At 61.9% G+C, this 16,735-nt stretch carries 15 protein-coding genes and 1 pseudogene; 7 read left to right on the top strand and 9 right to left on the bottom strand.

Annotated features, from left to right (window positions below; genetic code table 11):
- Window positions 1-70: 70 nt before the first annotated feature.
- Window positions 71-2,392 (top strand): response regulator, encoded by a 2,322-nt coding sequence (locus N8H74_RS13305; RefSeq protein WP_262148064.1) that lies wholly within the window; start codon window positions 71-73, stop codon window positions 2,390-2,392.
- Here N8H74_RS13305 and N8H74_RS13300 read toward each other — a convergent pair.
- The 3 genes from N8H74_RS13300 to msrB all read right to left on the bottom strand — a co-directional run bounded on the left by N8H74_RS13300 (window position 2,376) and on the right by msrB (window position 3,836).
- Window positions 2,376-2,837 (bottom strand): MarR family transcriptional regulator, encoded by a 462-nt coding sequence (locus N8H74_RS13300; RefSeq protein ID WP_217830806.1) that lies wholly within the window; start codon window positions 2,835-2,837, stop codon window positions 2,376-2,378. The two genes, N8H74_RS13305 and N8H74_RS13300, sit on opposite strands and share 17 nt — an antisense overlap.
- The gene (locus N8H74_RS13295; RefSeq protein ID WP_262148062.1) at window positions 2,834-3,319 is read right to left on the bottom strand and encodes a glutathione peroxidase; all 486 of its coding nucleotides are present in this window, start codon (window positions 3,317-3,319) and stop codon (window positions 2,834-2,836) included. The genes N8H74_RS13300 and N8H74_RS13295 overlap by 4 nt, the downstream gene beginning before the upstream one ends.
- A gap of 121 nt (window positions 3,320-3,440) precedes the next feature.
- The gene (msrB, locus tag N8H74_RS13290; protein ID WP_262148060.1) at window positions 3,441-3,836 is read right to left on the bottom strand and encodes a peptide-methionine (R)-S-oxide reductase MsrB; all 396 of its coding nucleotides are present in this window, start codon (window positions 3,834-3,836) and stop codon (window positions 3,441-3,443) included.
- 224 nt (window positions 3,837-4,060) lie between these two features.
- On the opposite strand from msrB, the gene N8H74_RS13285 reads away from it, so the two are divergent.
- Together N8H74_RS13285 and htpX are read left to right on the top strand one after the other, a co-directional pair.
- A complete protein-coding gene (locus N8H74_RS13285; protein WP_217830803.1) occupies window positions 4,061-5,272 on the top strand; it encodes a pyridoxal phosphate-dependent aminotransferase in 1,212 nt (403 codons plus the stop codon).
- Between the two features lie 304 nt (window positions 5,273-5,576).
- Window positions 5,577-6,464, top strand: a complete 888-nt coding sequence (gene htpX / locus N8H74_RS13280) for a protease HtpX (RefSeq protein ID WP_217830802.1) — start codon at window positions 5,577-5,579, stop codon at window positions 6,462-6,464.
- Window positions 6,465-6,630: 166 nt separating this feature from the next.
- On the opposite strand, the gene N8H74_RS13275 is transcribed toward htpX, so the two are convergent.
- Entirely contained in the window at window positions 6,631-7,287 is a 657-nt protein-coding gene (locus N8H74_RS13275; protein WP_262148057.1) for a thiopurine S-methyltransferase, read from the bottom strand.
- A gap of 104 nt (window positions 7,288-7,391) precedes the next feature.
- On the opposite strand from N8H74_RS13275, the gene N8H74_RS13270 reads away from it, so the two are divergent.
- Window positions 7,392-8,159 (top strand): class III extradiol ring-cleavage dioxygenase, encoded by a 768-nt coding sequence (locus tag N8H74_RS13270; RefSeq protein ID WP_262148055.1) that lies wholly within the window; start codon window positions 7,392-7,394, stop codon window positions 8,157-8,159.
- 76 nt (window positions 8,160-8,235) lie between these two features.
- On the opposite strand, the pseudogene N8H74_RS13265 reads toward N8H74_RS13270, so the two are convergent.
- Window positions 8,236-9,940 (bottom strand): annotated as a pseudogene (locus N8H74_RS13265) (DEAD/DEAH box helicase).
- A gap of 388 nt (window positions 9,941-10,328) precedes the next feature.
- Here N8H74_RS13265 and N8H74_RS13260 point away from each other — a divergent pair.
- Window positions 10,329-11,120, top strand: coding sequence for a crotonase/enoyl-CoA hydratase family protein (locus tag N8H74_RS13260; RefSeq protein WP_217830798.1), 792 nt, complete (start codon window positions 10,329-10,331; stop codon window positions 11,118-11,120).
- 51 nt (window positions 11,121-11,171) lie between these two features.
- Here N8H74_RS13260 and N8H74_RS13255 read toward each other — a convergent pair whose 3' ends face one another.
- The gene (locus tag N8H74_RS13255) at window positions 11,172-11,927 is read right to left on the bottom strand and encodes a spermidine synthase (protein WP_262148053.1); all 756 of its coding nucleotides are present in this window, start codon (window positions 11,925-11,927) and stop codon (window positions 11,172-11,174) included.
- A 150-nt stretch (window positions 11,928-12,077) separates the two neighbouring features.
- Between N8H74_RS13255 and N8H74_RS13250 the strand changes: the two genes are divergently transcribed.
- Window positions 12,078-13,424, top strand: coding sequence for a 3-deoxy-7-phosphoheptulonate synthase class II (locus N8H74_RS13250; RefSeq protein ID WP_262148051.1), 1,347 nt, complete (start codon window positions 12,078-12,080; stop codon window positions 13,422-13,424).
- A gap of 94 nt (window positions 13,425-13,518) precedes the next feature.
- On the opposite strand, the gene N8H74_RS13245 is transcribed toward N8H74_RS13250, so the two are convergent.
- A complete protein-coding gene (locus tag N8H74_RS13245; protein ID WP_262148048.1) occupies window positions 13,519-14,745 on the bottom strand; it encodes a winged helix-turn-helix domain-containing protein in 1,227 nt (408 codons plus the stop codon).
- A gap of 64 nt (window positions 14,746-14,809) precedes the next feature.
- The gene (locus tag N8H74_RS13240) at window positions 14,810-15,025 is read right to left on the bottom strand and encodes a DUF1127 domain-containing protein (protein WP_217830794.1); all 216 of its coding nucleotides are present in this window, start codon (window positions 15,023-15,025) and stop codon (window positions 14,810-14,812) included.
- Between the two features lie 96 nt (window positions 15,026-15,121).
- Here N8H74_RS13240 and N8H74_RS13235 point away from each other — a divergent pair, with 96 nt between their 5' ends.
- Entirely contained in the window at window positions 15,122-15,976 is an 855-nt protein-coding gene (locus N8H74_RS13235) for a LysR substrate-binding domain-containing protein (protein WP_217830887.1), read from the top strand.
- Here N8H74_RS13235 and N8H74_RS13230 read toward each other — a convergent pair.
- A complete protein-coding gene (locus N8H74_RS13230) occupies window positions 15,966-16,715 on the bottom strand; it encodes a sulfite exporter TauE/SafE family protein (protein ID WP_217830793.1) in 750 nt (249 codons plus the stop codon). The two genes, N8H74_RS13235 and N8H74_RS13230, sit on opposite strands and share 11 nt — an antisense overlap.
- Window positions 16,716-16,735 lie beyond the last annotated feature (20 nt).

Genomic DNA, 16,735 nt, shown 5'->3' with positions numbered 1-16,735 from the left:
GAGGCACGGTATCCATACTTGATCGACTATGCTTGAGCAGCGAAGGGAAACGGAAGTGGTTCAACACCCCATGGATATCAAATTCACCCACCGGCTGTCTTACAAGCAAGCCCGGCTTACCGTGCTTGTCGGGTTCATTCTGGGCACGCTGCTCAGTCTGGTGCAGATCGGCATCGATTATGCCAGCGAAGACGCCTCCATCAACCGTGAAATCCTGTCTTTGCTGGAAATCAGCCATAACCCGGCTTCGCGCATTGCCTACAACATCGACGCCGAACTGGCCCAGGAACTGACATTGGGCCTGCTGCGCTCGCCAGCAATCATTTCCGCGCAACTGGTCGACAACAACCAGACGGTGCTGGCCAGCGTCAAACGCCCCGAGCTGCAAAGCGGCTACCGGATGATCAGCGACTTCCTGTTCGGCGCCAAACGCCGTTTCGAAGACCGCCTCTACCTCGACCACTTGCCCAACGAATCCCTCGGCAGCCTGAGCCTGGAGGTCGACACCTACGCCTTCGGCAGCCGCTTTCTGCGCCGCGCCGAAGTCACCCTGCTCAACGGTTTTGCCCGCAGCCTGATCCTCACCGGCCTGTTGCTGGCGCTGTTCTACGTGATGCTGACCAAGCCGCTGGTGCGAGTCATCCGCGAGCTCAGCGGCCGTGATCCGCGCAGCGCCGAGCCCACCACCCTGGAATGTCCTACCGGACACGCCAACGATGAAATCGGCGTGCTGGTCAAAGTCGCCAACCAGCAGTTCGACAACATCGCCACGGAGATCCAGCAACGGCGCAATGCGGAAAACCGTCTGACCGACTACCTCGGGCAACTGGAAAACATCGTCTCGGCCCGCACCGCCGAACTCAAGGCAATCAACGACCGCCTCACTCAGTCCAACGAAGAACTGGAAGTCGCCCGCAGCACCGCCCTGGACATGGCCGAGGCGCGGTCGGCGTTCCTCGCCAACATGAGCCACGAGATCCGTACCCCGCTCAACGGCCTGCTTGGGATGATCGCGCTGTCGCTGGACGGCCCGCTGAATGCCGAACAGCAGCAGCAACTGTCCATCGCCCACGACTCGGGCAAGGTGCTGGTGGAACTGCTCAACGACATCCTCGACCTGTCGAAATTCGATGCCGGGCAACTGGAGCTCGAGCACATTCCGTTCGACCTCGGATCGCTGATCGAAGACACCGCCAACCTGCTGTCACAGAACGCGGCGCCGAGTGTCGAGCTGACGTGCCTGATCGACCCGCATTTCCCGGCGCTGGTGCTGGGGGATCCGACCCGGGTCCGGCAGATCGTCAGCAATCTGCTGTCCAACGCCCTGAAATTCACCCGCTTCGGTCGGGTCGACGTGCGCTTGTCGACCTGCCCGGACGGCGTGCGCATAGAGGTCTGCGACACCGGCATCGGCATCGCTCAGGAAGCGCAGGTGAAAATCTTCCAGCCGTTCACCCAGGCGGGCGCCGGTATCACCCGGCAGTACGGCGGCACCGGACTGGGCCTGGCGCTGACGTACAACCTTTGCGAAGCCATGCAGGGCCGTTTGACGATCAGTTCCGAAGTCGGCTTCGGCAGCCAGTTCTGCGCCGAACTACCGCTGCCCTGCCATACCCGCGCCGTGCCCCCGGCGCCGATGACGGGCAAGGTGCTGGCAATCACGGCCTCAAGCAGCGGTCTGGCGGAACTGCTCGGCGGTCTGCTGCCGGTCTGGGGGCTGACCTATGAACAGCGCACCATCGATGACTCACTGCTCGGCTTGTCACCCGATGTACTCATCACTGATTGTCCTGAATGTCTGTTCGGCCTGCGTCCGACCCTCGGCGCGCCGGTGCTGTTGGTGACCGCCTACGGCAGTTTCATGCCCAGCGAGGAAGCGGCCGCCCTCGCCCCGCTGCAGCAGCAGGCCCGACCGCTGGCGCGCAATGCGTTGTATCAGAACCTGCGGCGGATCCTGCAACAGGACGTCACCACCATCGACAGCGCGCGCGTCGAAGCGCCGCCGTCCCAGCGCCGTGGACGGGTCTTGCTGGTGGAGGACAACCCGGTCAATCAGTTGGTGGCCAAAGGCATGCTCGGCAAACTCGGCTGCGACGTGATCGTTGCCGCCCATGGCGCCGAAGCGCTGGATCAACTGGAACACGATGAGTTCGACCTGGTGCTGATGGATTGCAACATGCCGGTGATGGACGGCTATGAAGCCAGTCGGCAGATTCGCCAGAGCGGTCGCTGGCCGCACCTGCCAATCGTCGCCCTGACCGCCAACGCCATGTCCGAGGAACGCGAACGCTGCCGGTCAGCGGGCATGAGCGACTACCTGGCCAAACCGTTTCGCCGCGAAGAACTGGCGGCCCTGCTCGATCAGTGGATACCGACTACGACGCCGCTTTGATCTGCCCGAGCAGGTAATCGAGCCCTGTGCGCAGCTCTTCGAGCCGTCCCAGATCCACCCCGCTGTCGCACAACAACCGGGCCTTGAGCGGCCCGACCTGATCGCGCAGGGCCAGGCCTTCGTGGGTCAGGCTCAAGTGAACTTCACGCTCATCCCGCGCCGAGCGCTGGCGCTGCACCAGTTGCAGTTGCTCCAGACGTTTGAGCAGCGGCGTCAGCGTCCCCGAGTCGAGCGCCAGACGCTCCCCCAGGGCCTTGACGGTCGGCTGCTCGGGCGCAGTTTCCTGCCACTCCCACAACACCAGCATCGCCAGGTATTGCGGGTAGGTCAGGCCAAGCTGATCGAGCATCGGCTTATAGCCACGGATCACCGCGCGGGAGGCGGCATACAGCTTGAAGCACAGCTGGCTGTCGAGCTTCAGCGAATCGGCGGACAGGTCGTTCATTTGAGCAGGGCTTCGATCTCGCGGCTCAGGTCCTGTGGCTTGGTGGCCGGCGCGAAACGCTTGACCAACTGCCCGTCCTTGCCGATCAGGAACTTGGTGAAGTTCCACTTGATACCCTGGGAACCCAACACGCCCGGTGCGCGTTTCTTCAGTTGCGCGAACAGTGGGTGCGCACCCGCGCCATTGACGTCGATCTTCTTGAACAGCGGGAAGCTGACGCCGTAATTCAGCTCGCAGAACTCACTGATCGCGCCTTCGTTACCGGGCTCCTGCTTGCCGAACTGATTGCACGGGAAACCCAGCACCACCAGGCCCTGATCCTTGTAGGTCTGCCACAACTCTTCAAGCCCCTTGTATTGCGGGGTGAATCCGCACTTGCTGGCGGTGTTGACCACCAATACCGCCTTGCCGGCGAAGTCGGCCAGGGTCTTTTGTTCGCCCTTGATGGTGGTACACGGGATGTTCAGCAGGTTGTCGCTCATGGGTGCGCACTCTGAAAAGTGGGTAAGGGGCAAAAATAGCGAGCAATTGAATTGTGTGCAATTTAAATATTCACACAACACCCTGCGAGAGCCGCCAAAAGCAACTCCCGCAGGGTTCACATCACGCGCGCGGTTCCAGGTTCAGGCACACCGAGTTGATGCAGTAACGCAGCCCTGTCGGCGGCGGACCGTCGGGGAACACGTGACCCAGGTGGGCATCGCATCGGGCGCACTTGACCTCGGTGCGGATCATGCCGTGGCTGGTGTCACGGATTTCGGTCATGGCGCTTTCGCCGATCGGCGCGTAAAAGCTCGGCCAACCGCAACCGGAGTCAAACTTGGTGGTGGAATCGAACAGCGGCTCGTCGCAGCAGACGCAGTGATAAACACCGTCGGTCTTTGTGGCGTTGTACTTGCCGGAGAACGGTCGCTCGGTGGCGCTGAGACGGCACACGTTGTACTGCTCGGGGTCGAGCATCGCCCGCCATTCCTCCAGGGTCTTTTCTATCTTTTCCATCATCACACCTCAGCGGCTGAAAAAGCCCGATCTGTACCTTTTCCACGGATCGGGTGGCACGTATGATTGCGCCTCGTCACGCGCCAGTCTGGCAGCGGCATCCTGCGCATTCAAACGAATTCCGGGAACCGCCGCGCAAGACCTCCACCTGTGTGAAGACGCAGGATTCCCAGCACGGTTGTCCACCCGCCGCCTGGATCGTTCATTTTCGGGATCACATCGCCATGCAGTTCAGCAAATCGAACAAGCTCGCCAACGTCTGCTACGACATTCGCGGCCCGGTGCTCAAGCACGCCAAACGCCTGGAAGAGGAAGGCCATCGCATCCTCAAGCTGAACATCGGCAACCCGGCACCCTTTGGTTTCGAAGCGCCGGATGAAATCCTTCAGGATGTGATCCGCAACCTGCCGACCGCCCAGGGCTACAGCGACTCCAAAGGCCTGTTCAGCGCGCGCAAGGCCGTCATGCAGTATTACCAGCAGAAGCAGGTCGAAGGTGTCGGCATCGAAGACATCTACCTGGGCAACGGCGTTTCCGAACTGATCGTGATGTCGCTGCAGGCCCTGCTCAACAACGGCGACGAAGTGCTGGTGCCAGCTCCGGACTATCCGCTGTGGACGGCGGCCGTGAGCCTGGCCGGCGGCAATGCGGTGCATTATCTGTGCGACGAAGGCGCCGACTGGTTCCCGGACCTGGCCGACATCAAGGCCAAGATCACCCCGAATACCAAAGCCATGGTGATCATCAACCCGAACAACCCGACCGGCGCGGTGTACTCGAAGGAAGTGCTGCTGGGCATGCTGGAGCTGGCGCGCCAGCACAACCTGGTGGTGTTCTCCGACGAAATCTACGACAAGATTCTCTACGACGATGCCGTGCACATCTGCACCGCCTCGCTGGCCCCGGACCTGCTGTGCCTGACCTTCAACGGTCTGTCCAAGTCCTACCGCGTGGCCGGTTTCCGTTCCGGCTGGATCGCGATTTCCGGTCCCAAACACAACGCCCAGAGCTACATCGAAGGCATCGACATGCTGGCCAACATGCGCCTGTGTGCCAACGTGCCGAGCCAGCATGCCATCCAGACGGCGCTGGGCGGTTACCAGAGCATCAACGACCTGGTGCTGCCACAGGGGCGCCTGCTGGAACAGCGCAACCGCACCTGGGAACTGCTCAACGACATTCCCGGCGTAAGCTGCGTCAAGCCGATGGGTGCGCTGTATGCGTTCCCGAAAATCGACCCGAAGGTCTGCCCGATCCACAACGACGAAAAATTCGTCCTCGACCTGCTGCTCTCCGAGAAGCTGCTGGTGGTTCAAGGCACGGCGTTCAACTGGCCGTGGCCGGATCACTTCCGGGTCGTCACACTGCCACGGGTCGATGACCTGGACATGGCGATCGGCCGTATCGGCAACTTCCTCAAGTCCTATCGCCAGTAACCGGCCATCAGTGCGCAACGCCCCGAACGTTGCGCACTGTCTGATTCAGCAACACTTCTGCACGCCCCGCCCTCATACGCCTTCTACACTTGCGACTCGTAACGGTCACACGCCCCTGAGGTAGTGGCTGCGGGTGGACGCTGGCGATCTTGCCTGTCAGCACCGGACGTGGGAAACGCCCTGCACGCGACGGATTTGGCTGTAGGACACAGTTTGAAATAGTCACCCGGTTGAATCGCCAGGTGCCGCACCTTATATACCCCGCAGTACGCTACATCTTTAGCTTGAGGAGAGTTCTACAACCATGATGCGCATCCTGCTGTTTTTGGCCACTAACCTGGCGGTCGTGCTGATAGCCAGCATCACCCTGAGCCTTTTCGGCTTCAACGGGTTCATGGCGGCCAACGGGGTTGATCTCAACCTCAGTCAGCTGCTGGTTTTCTGTGCGGTCTTTGGTTTTGCCGGTTCCTTGTTCTCGCTGTTCATCTCCAAATGGATGGCGAAGATGAGCACCAGCACCCAGATCATCAGCCAACCGCGCACCCGTCATGAACAATGGCTGCTGCAAACCGTCGAGCAACTGTCCCGTGAAGCCGGGATCAAGATGCCCGAAGTCGGGATTTTCCCGGCCTACGAGGCCAACGCCTTCGCCACCGGCTGGAACAAGAACGACGCGCTGGTCGCGGTCAGCCAGGGTCTGCTGGAACGTTTTTCGCCGGATGAAGTGAAAGCGGTGCTGGCGCACGAGATCGGCCACGTGGCCAACGGTGACATGGTCACCCTGGCGCTGATCCAGGGCGTGGTGAACACCTTCGTGATGTTCTTCGCGCGGATCATCGGCAACTTTGTCGACAAGGTGATCTTCAAGAACGAGGAAGGCCAGGGCATCGCCTACTACGTGGCGACCATCTTCGCCGAACTGGTACTGGGCATCCTGGCCAGCGCGATCGTCATGTGGTTCTCGCGCAAACGGGAATTCCGCGCCGACGATGCCGGTGCGCGTCTGGCCGGCACAGCCGCGATGATTGGCGCCCTGCAACGCCTGCGTGCCGAGCAAGGCCTGCCGGTACACATGCCCGACACCCTGAATGCCTTCGGCATCAACGGGGGCATCAAGCAAGGGTTCGCTCGCATGTTCATGAGCCACCCACCGCTGGAAGAGCGTATCGACGCCCTGCGTCGTCGCGGCTGATTCAGCCCGGCGTATAAACAAGAAGGCCCGCAGTGATGCGGGCCTTTTTTATTGCAGTGTTTTTGGGAGTGCCTGTCAGGACCCTTCGCGGGCCAGCCCATATTGGAATGTGTTGCCCTTATGAGAGCGGGCCTGCTCGCGAAGACGCCTGAACAGCCAATGCACCTCAGCGACCGGAAACCCGATACGCCCGCTCCTCCAGCCGCGTCGCGCCGGCCTGCAGGAACTTGCCGTTTTCCCCCAGCACATCCTGCTCTTCCAGCATCTGTACCTGCCACGCACCACAGAGAAGGCGCTGCACCTCGGCATCATCCACCGCAAACGGTGGCCCGGACATCTGCGTCTGATCGTAATCCAGAGTAATCAGCAAACCCTGCAACCCCGTTGGCAAAATGGCCTGCAGATGCGCCGCGTAGCGCTCGCGCATCGGTGCTGGCAAGGCAATCAGCGCCGCGCGGTCGTACAACGCGGCGCAGTCCGCCACGTCATCCGCCGTCAGGGCAAAGAAATCACCGCACCACAATTCGATCGAACCGGCGCGATAACGCTTGAATGCACCCTTCTCACTGACCTGCACCGGCAACTGCTGCTCGCTGAAAAAATCCTCGACGGCCTTCTCCGACAACTCGACGCCGAGCACCTGATGACCGCGCCCCGCCAGCCACAGCAAATCGAGGCTCTTGCCGCACAACGGCACCAGCACGCGGGCTTGCTCCGCGACTGACAGATCCGGCCAATGCCGCTGTAAATACGGGTTCACCTGCGGCTGATGGAAGCCGATCTGGTTCGACTCCCACTTCTTGTACCAAAAATCGGGCTGCATGGGTCACTCCCAAAAATTCGATTAAAAGGCGTTAAAACTTATATTAGATTTAGATCAATGATCTGACTGAAGATGGCGCCATCTTAACGCTCAGGAACCCTTCCATGTTTCCCAGCCTGTTTATCTCCCACGGCTCGCCCATGCTGGCACTGGAGCCCGGCGCCAGCGGCCCGGCACTGGCGCGACTGGCCGCCGAACTGCCAAGACCCAAAGCCATCGTCATTGTTTCCGCTCACTGGGAAAGCCACGAATTGCTGGTCAGCAGCCACCCGAACCCGGAAACCTGGCATGACTTCGGCGGTTTTCCTCGCGCCCTGTTTGAAGTGCAGTACCCGGCGCCCGGCAATCCGCAACTGGCACAAGAGGTTGCCGAACGGCTGACCGCCAGCCAGTTGCCCGCCCGCCTCGACCCTCAGCGTCCGTTCGACCACGGCGTCTGGGTACCGCTGACACTGATGTATCCACAGGCCGATATCCCGGTGGTGCAGGTTTCCCTGCCCAGCCGGGGCGGACCGGCCTTGCAGACCCGCGTCGGTGCTGCGCTGGCCGGGTTGCGCGAGCAGGGTGTTCTGCTGATCGGCTCCGGCAGCATCACCCACAACCTGCGTGAACTGGACTGGCACGCCGGCCCGGAAAGCGTCGAGCCCTGGGCGCAGGATTTCCGTGACTGGATGATCGACAAGCTGAAAGCCGACGATGAAGCCGCGCTGCACGACTATCGCCAGCAGGCGCCGAACGCCGTGCGCAGCCACCCGAGCGATGAGCATCTGTTGCCGTTGTACTTCGCCCGGGGTGCCGGGGGCAAGTTCAGCGTGGCACACCAGGGATTCACGATGGGTGCCCTGGGCATGGATATTTATCGCTTCGGCTGAGGCTTTCTTGCAGGCATAAAAAATCCCCGAACCAGTCGGGGATTTTTTATGTTCGATCAATCAGCCCAGAGGCGGATCAATCTTCGCGGTAGCGACGCAGCTTGAGCTGCTTGCCGGCAACGCGAGTGTCCTTCAGCTTGGTCAGGAGTTTGTCCAGACCATCTTCCGGCAGCTCGACGAGGCTGAAGCTGTCACGTACCTGGATACGACCGATCGCTTCGCGAGCCAGACCACCTTCGTTGAGGATGGCGCCCAGCAGGTTCTTGGCGGCGATACCGTCACGCGCGCCCAGCGCGGTACGGCAACGGGCACGACCTTCGCCCAGCGGCATTGGCGCGCGACGCTCGCGGTCACCGCGATCCGGACGCTCGCCACGATCAGGACGGTCGCCACGCGGTGCGCTGTTCGGCACCAGTGGACGCTCCTTCTCGATCGCTGCCAGGTTCAGCGCCTGACCATTGGTAGCCTTGCGCAGCAGAGCGGCAGCCAGGGCACGCGGGGTGCAACCGATGTCGGCGGTCAGACGATCCAGCAGATCGCCATGAGTCGCTTCGGCATCAGCCACCAGCGGCGACAAGCTGTTGGTCAGCTTCTTGATGCGCGCATCGAGAACAGCCTGGGCGTCCGGCAGACGCACTTCGGCAACTTTCTGACCGGTCACACGCTCGATCACTTGCAGCATGCGGCGCTCACGCGGAGTCACCAGCAGCAGCGCGCGGCCTTCGCGACCGGCACGGCCGGTACGGCCGATACGGTGTACGTAGGATTCCGGGTCGTACGGCATGTCCACGTTGAATACGTGGGTGATGCGCGGCACGTCCAGACCACGGGCGGCAACGTCGGTCGCGACAACGATGTCCAGACGGCCATCCTTGAGCGAGTCGATCACGCGTTCACGCTGGTTCTGGGCGATGTCACCGTTCAGCGCAGCGGCCTTGTAGCCTTTGGCGTCGAGGGCGCTGGCCAGATCCAGGGTCGCTTGCTTGGTGCGCACGAACATGATCAGAGCATCGAAATCTTCCACTTCCAGCAAGCTGAGAACGGCCGAAGTCTTCTGGTCGGCGTGGACCATCAGGTGAGCTTGTTCGATCGCGGTAACGGTCTGGGTCTTGCTCTGGATCTTGACGTGTTTCGGATCCTTGAGGTGACGCTCGGCGATCGCGCGGATCGACTGCGGCAAGGTCGCCGAGAACAGTACGGTCTGGCGGGTTTCCGGCAGAGCCTTGAAGATCACTTCGAGGTCGTCCATGAAGCCCAGTTTGAGCATTTCGTCCGCTTCGTCGAGAACCAGGTGGTTCACGGTGTTGAGGACTTTTTCGTCGCGACGCAGGTGGTCGCACAGACGGCCCGGAGTGGCGACAACGATCTGTGCGCCATTACGGATTGCTTTCAATTGTGGGCCCATCGGCGCGCCGCCGTAGACAGCCACAACAGTCACGCCCGGCATTTGCTTGGCGTAGGTTTCGAAAGCGGTTGCAACTTGCAGCGCCAACTCACGAGTTGGGGCCAGGATCAGAGCTTGCGGCTCGCGCTTGGACGGATCAATGCGGTTCAGGATAGGCAGGGCAAAGGCAGCGGTTTTACCGGTACCGGTTTGCGCCTGACCAATCATATCGTGACCGGCGAGAATGATCGGGATCGACTGCTGCTGAATGGCCGAAGGCTCTTCATAGCCGGTAGCGACTACTGCAGCGACAATATTGGGATGAAGTTCAAGAGCGGCGAAGCCGCCGATTTCCTGGGTCATGGGTCTGCCTCTAAGTGCATCCGCAAAGACCCATGCTCCAAAGCTGCACATGCCGTGTTGAGACTCAAGAGTCGCCCTGGCAGCTTTGTCGGCGGGGATTTGCGAAAACGAATGGATGGAAAAAGAATCGTCAAGGAAGAGCCCGCAGTGCGGACGTGCAGCCGAAGCTGACTTCGGAGAATTGCGCTACCTAAACGCGACCCGGTTAAAGGCCGGCGCGCACTATACCGGAATTTGCCCGAAAAGGGAGCTTTTTTTATCGCTCCGGTGCGCTTGTCACCGTGATGTAACGGGGTTTTGCGGATAATCCCGCCAAGGTCTACTTTTCAAAGGCCCGGCTCTGTTGGCGATGGCGCTTAATCGATTCATCGACGTGCGGCATGTGGTCGCTGCACCCACCCTTCCCGTCTGAGGAAATCCCCATGAATCAGCCCTGCCCCGGCCGTGTCAGCCGTGAGCGCCGTGGTCACGTCCACTTGCTCGGTCTGGATCGAGCGGCCAAGCGCAATGCCTTCGACCTCGAACTGCTCAACGACCTGAGCCTGGCCTATGGCGAGTTCGAGGCGGACAGCGAGGCGCGGGTCGCGGTGGTGTTCGGGCATGGTGAGCACTTTACCGCCGGGCTTGACCTGGTCAACACCAGTGCCGCCCTCGCCGAAGGCTGGCAGGTGCCGCCCGGTGGCTGCGATCCGTGGGGTGTTTTCGTCGGGCCACGGGTCAGCAAACCGGTGATCGTCGCGGCCCAGGGTTACTGCCTGACCATCGGCATCGAGCTGATGCTCGCCGCCGACATCAACCTGTGCGCCAGCAATACCCGGTTCGCCCAGATGGAAGTCCAGCGTGGGATCTTTCCTTTTGGTGGCGCGACGTTGCGCTTTCATCAAATCGCTGGCTGGGGCAATGCCATGCGCTGGCTGCTGACCGGTGATGAATTCGACGCTCATGATGCGTTGCGCCTGGGACTGGTGCAGGAAGTCATGGCCAGCGAGGATCTGCTACCGCGAGCCATTGAGCTGGCTGAGCGGATTGCCCGGCAGGCGCCGCTGGGAGTGCAGGCGACGTTGATGTCGGCGCGACAGGCGCGTTATGAGGGCGAGACCGCCGCAGCGCAGGGATTGCCGCCGCTGGTGAAGCGGCTGCTGGCCAGCGAGGATGCGCGCGAGGGTGTTCGCTCGCTGGTCGAGCGGCGTCCCGGAGTATTCAAAGGGATCTGAATACGGGGGAGGTCTTGAAGCCGCCCTCGCGGGCAAGCCATCACTGACGACTCAGGTCGCCGGACGAATCGCGTTGATCAATGTCTGCAACGAATACCCCAGCCTCGGCGCCAGCGCTTCGGCCCGGGCCGTCAGCGCCTGCATGTCCAGTTGCTGATCCAGATCCGCCGGCACGATCAGAATCACATTGCCCTCCTTCACCGGCAGCTCCCAGTAATGCCGGTGATAGAGCCCGCGCAACAGTGCCGCGCCCAAGGGTTTGCCATCGTCGGTGGCCCATTGGTTGATCACCAGCCAGCCGCCGGGATTCAGACGTTTCTGACAATCGCCGAGGAAATTCCATGCAAGGTGCCCGGCGCCGGGGCCGACGTCGGTGTACAGATCGACGAAGATCAGATCCGCGGGTTCCGCCGTCGGCAGCAGTTCGAGCGCATCACCGACGCGGATATACAGCCGCGGATCGTCATCCAGCCCGAGGTATTCGATGGCCAGGCGCGGGACGTCCGGGCGCAACTCGATGGCTTCGACGTCTTCCAGCGGCAGGAACTTGAGGCAGGCCTGGGTCAGCGTACCGGCGCCCAGCCCGAGAAACAGCGCACTTTCCGGCTGTTCATGGCACAACGCGCCAATCAGCATCGCCCGGGTATAGTCGTATTCCAGCCAGCTGGGATCGGCGGTGAACACGCAGCTCTGCTCGATGGCATCGCCGAACTCCAGAAAGCGGTAATCGGCCACTTCCAGCACGCGGATCACGCCGAACTCGTCCTTTACCTCGGCGAGCAAAAGCTCGACGCGCTCCTCAGTCATTTCATCTCCTGGTGGTCACCGGGCGCGGTGACGCGATGGCACCGCAGCGGTGCCGTGGCAAAGCGGCGATTGTCGGCGAAGGAGCGGGAGCAGGTCACGCACTAATTGCTGCTACCATGGCCGTCCGTGCGTAGAACCTTAGAGACCATGATGAGCCAACCCTGGAGCCCTGACAGCTGGCGCGCCCTGCCGATCCAGCAACAACCCCAATACCCCGACGCCGCGCATCTGCGCCAGGTCGAGCAGACCCTGGCCAGTTATCCGCCGCTGGTGTTTGCCGGCGAGGCCCGGGAATTGCGTCGTCAGTTCGCTGAAGTGACCCAGGGCCGGGCGTTCCTGTTGCAGGGTGGCGACTGCGCCGAAAGCTTCGCCGAGTTCTCCGCCGCGAAGATCCGCGACACCTTCAAGGTGCTGCTGCAAATGGCGATCGTCATGACCTTTGCCGCCGGTTGCCCGGTGGTCAAGGTCGGGCGCATGGCCGGGCAGTTCGCCAAGCCGCGTTCGGCCAACGATGAAACCATCGACGGCGTGACCCTGCCGGCCTACCGTGGCGACATCGTCAACGGCATCGGTTTCGACGCGGTCAGTCGTGTGCCGGACCCGGAGCGCCTGCTGCAGTCCTATCACCAGTCCACCGCCACCCTCAACTTGTTGCGCGCCTTCGCCCAGGGCGGCTTTGCCGACCTGCATCAGGTCCACAAGTGGAACCTGGATTTCATCGCCAACTCGGCCCTGGCCGAAAAATACAGCCACCTGGCCGACCGCATCGATGAAACCCTGGCCTTCATGCGCGCCTGCGGCATGGACACTTCGCCGCAACTGCGCGAAACCAGTTTCTTCACCGCCCACGAAGCGTTGCTGCTGAATTACGAAGAAGCCTTCGTGCGCCGCGACAGCCTGACCAACGATTACTACGATTGCTCGGCGCACATGCTGTGGATCGGCGACCGCACCCGTCAGCTCGACGGTGCCCATGTCGAGTTCCTGCGCGGGGTGAACAACCCGATCGGGGTCAAGGTCGGCCCGAGCATGAACCCGGATGACCTGATTCGCCTGATCGACGTGCTCAACCCGGACAACGATCCGGGTCGCCTGAACCTGATCGCACGGATGGGCGCGAACAAGGTCGGCGATCACCTGCCGGCGCTGATCCGCGCGGTGCAGCGTGAAGGCAAGCAGGTGCTGTGGAGTTCCGACCCGATGCACGGCAACACCATCAAGGCCAGCAGCGGCTACAAGACCCGGGATTTCGCGCAGATCCTCGGCGAGGTGAAGCAGTTCTTCCAGGTCCATGAAGCGGAAGGCAGCTATGCCGGCGGCATCCACATCGAGATGACCGGGCAGAACGTCACCGAATGCATCGGCGGCGCGCGGCCGATCACCGAGGATGGTTTGTCGGATCGCTACCACACCCACTGCGACCCACGGATGAATGCCGATCAGTCGCTGGAGCTGGCGTTTTTGATTGCTGAAACACTGAAGCAAGTTCGCCGCTGAGATTTTCGATCTTTAGTGCCTGCACTGGCCTCTTCGCGGGCCGGCCCGGCTCCCACAGCGTTTGGGAGCCGGGCTGGCCTGCGAAGGCAATGGCTCAGTCTCCATCGATCCGCGCCAATGCCACCCGCAACCTGGCCGCACTCTGCCGCTGACAATTGAGCTGCAACCGCTCCAGCCCCAGCCAGTCCGCCATCCGCCGCAGACTCCCCGCCAACGCCAGCATCCCCGCCTCATCCAGCCCGCTTTCCTCTTCGTGTACCGCATGCACCGCCAGTTGCCCCGAGGCCCGCTCGGCGCGCAGGTCGACCCGCGCCGCAATCCGTTCGTTGTGCAGAAACGGCAACACGTAATAGCCGTAGACCCGCTTGTGCTGCGGCGTATAAATCTCCAGCCGATAGCGGAAATCGAACAGCCGCTCGGTGCGACTGCGCTCCCAGATCAGCGAATCGAACGGCGACAACAGGGCACTGGCCTCGACTTTGCGCGGCACTTTTGGCTCAGGCAGGCAATAGGCGATCTGACGCCAACCGGCGACCTCGCAAGCCTGCAATTGCCCGGCCTCGACCAGCTCCGCCAGCCGTGGCCGGGCGTCCGCCGGGCTCAGCCGAAAGTAATCGCGCAGGTCTTTTTCCGTGCCGACGCCCAGCGCTTCAACCGCGTGCAGCAGCAAGCCGCGTTGCGCCTCGGCCTCATCCGGCAGCGGCTGCTGCAGAATCGCGGACGGAATCACGCGCTCCGGCAAGTCATACAAACGCTCGAAGCCACGCCGTCCGGCGACGGTCACTTCGCCCGCCGCAAACAGCCATTCCAGCGCGTGCTTTTCCGCACTCCAGTCCCACCACGGCCCGGCCTTTTCCTGACGGGTCGACAGACTGCCGGCGCCCAAGGCCCCCTGCTCCTCGACCGACGCCAGCACGCGACGAATAGTGGCTTGCTCCTCGCGCCCGAATCGCGCCAGTTGCTGGTAGATGTCTTCGCCACGCTTGGCGCGCTGCATGCGCCAGCCCATCAACGGATACATCGACAGTGGCAGCAATGACGCTTCGTGCCCCCAGTACTCAAACAGCGTGCGACGCCGTCCCGAACTCCAGGCAGCCTGGTCGAGCAAATCGGCGGAATAGGAACCGAGGCGGGAAAACAGCGGCAGGTAGTGCGAGCGCACAACGGCGTTGACGGAATCGATTTGCAGCAGGCCCAGCCGTTCGATCAGCCGGTTGAGATGAGGTGCCTTGACGACCGACGGCTGGCGCCCGTTGAACCCTTGGGCGGCCAGCGCCAGACGTCGAGCCTGTTTGAGAGAAAAGGACAAAGTCGCGGGCATGTGTACCTCCATGTCTGCTCGCAACCTACCTCACCTGAAGTGGGTTTGTGTAGCGCGGCCCTCATCATTTATGCATCGGATCGTCCCAGAACGGCCGCACCACTTCATGTTCGACATCGGCCCGGCTGACGCCGATGTCCTTCAACGCTTCGTCGCTCAGACTGGAGAGCAACTCGCGCTCGCGGTGAAGTTCGTACCAGCGGCTAAACTTGTGCAGCAGATCGGAAACGAGATGGCCGGAAATTTTTTCGTCGCTTACATACTCTCTTTGACCTTTCATCGTGTTGCCTCCTTTGTGGATGGCTCAAGTCTCTCGCCAGCGCTAAGATCAATCCAACGAATGTTTCTGATGGCATGCATCTCGGAGATTGATGATTTGTCGGCCTACCCCAGTATCGATACCGATGTCCTGCGTACCTTCGTCGCGATTGCCGACCAGGGCGGATTCACCCGCGCCGGCGAAATGGTCAACCGCACCCAATCGGCGGTGAGCATGCAAATGAAGCGTCTGGAAGAGGACGTGTTGCAGCGCCAGTTGTTTGAGCGGGACGGGCGTCAGGTACGCCTGACCGCAGAAGGCCAGGTACTGCTGGGCTATGCCCGGCGCATCCTCAAGCTGCACAGCGAAGTGTTCAACACCCTGCGCGAGCCGCACATGGTCGGCACCGTGCGCATCGGTACGCCGGACGATTACGTGATGCGCTTCCTGCCGGGGATCCTGTCGCGCTTCGCCCAGTTTTATCCGCTGATCCAGATCGAAGTGCATTGCGAATCGACCAGGCAACTCTTGCAGCGCACCGATCTGGACTTGTCGATCGTCACCCGCGAGCCAGGCAACGAAATCGGACAGTTGCTGCGCAAGGAGCGCTTCGTCTGGGCCGAGGCGCAGAACTTCAGCGCCCACGAGCAGACGCCATTGCCGCTGGCGATGTTCAACAGTGATTGTTTCTGCCGCTTGTGGGCCTGCAATGCGCTGGACGCCATGGGCCGCGAATACCGCATCGCCTACAACAGCAGCAGCCTGTCGGCGTTGATGGCGGTGGTGAGCGCGGGTCTGGCGATCACCGCGCAACTGGAAAGCCTGATCACGCCGGACATGCGCATTCTCGGCGCCAACGAAGATCTACCGCTGTTGCCGGAGGCCAGCATCATGCTGATCCGCAACCTGAACAATCCGTCGCCGATCACCGAATGCCTGGCCGAGCACATCGTCGAAGGCTTCAAACTTTAAAGGCGAGCATCACCGCACACAGCACCAGAAAGCCGCAGAACAGCCCGCGCAGGAGTTTTTCCGGCATCGCGTGGGCGACTTTCACGCCCCAACTGATGCTCGCCAGGCCGCCGATGGCCAGCGGCAAGCCGATCATCCAGTCCACTTCATGATGCACCGCGTAAGTCACCAGGGTGACACCGGTGCTCGGCAGTGCCAGCGCCAGCGACAAGCCCTGGGCAACCACCTGGGTAGTACCGAACAGGCTGGTCAGCACCGGCGTTGCCACCACCGCCCCGCCCACGCCGAACAATCCGCCCATGGTTCCGGACGCCGCGCCGAGCACACCCAGCCACGGCCACGAATAACGCATCTCGGACGTCGCCGCCGGCCGCGCGCCGAACATGCGCAGCAGGTTGTAGGCCGACAGCGCCACGAGAAAGGCGACAAAGCCGATGCGCATGGTTTGCGCGTCGATGCCCACCGCCCAGATCGAACCGATCCAGGCGAAGCAGAACCCCATGACCGCCAGCGGCAGCGCATGACGCAACTCAATGCGATTGCGCTGGTGATAGCGCCACAGCGCCAGCATCACGTTGGGCACCACCATCACCAGCGCCGTGCCTTGGGCGATCTGCTGGTCCAGCCCGAACCACACGCCCAGCAGCGGAATGGCGATCAAACCGCCACCGATGCCGAATATTCCGCCGAGTGTGCCCAGGGCGGCGCCGAACAGCAGGTACAGCAAAAACTCCATCACTAGCGAATTCCTCTTACGTC

Source organism: Pseudomonas sp. B2M1-30 (assembly GCF_025447575.1).
GTDB lineage: Bacteria > Pseudomonadota > Gammaproteobacteria > Pseudomonadales > Pseudomonadaceae > Aquipseudomonas > Aquipseudomonas botevensis.
The sequence above is the reverse complement of the archived record's forward strand: the minus strand, read 5'-3'. Positions and strand labels throughout refer to the sequence as shown.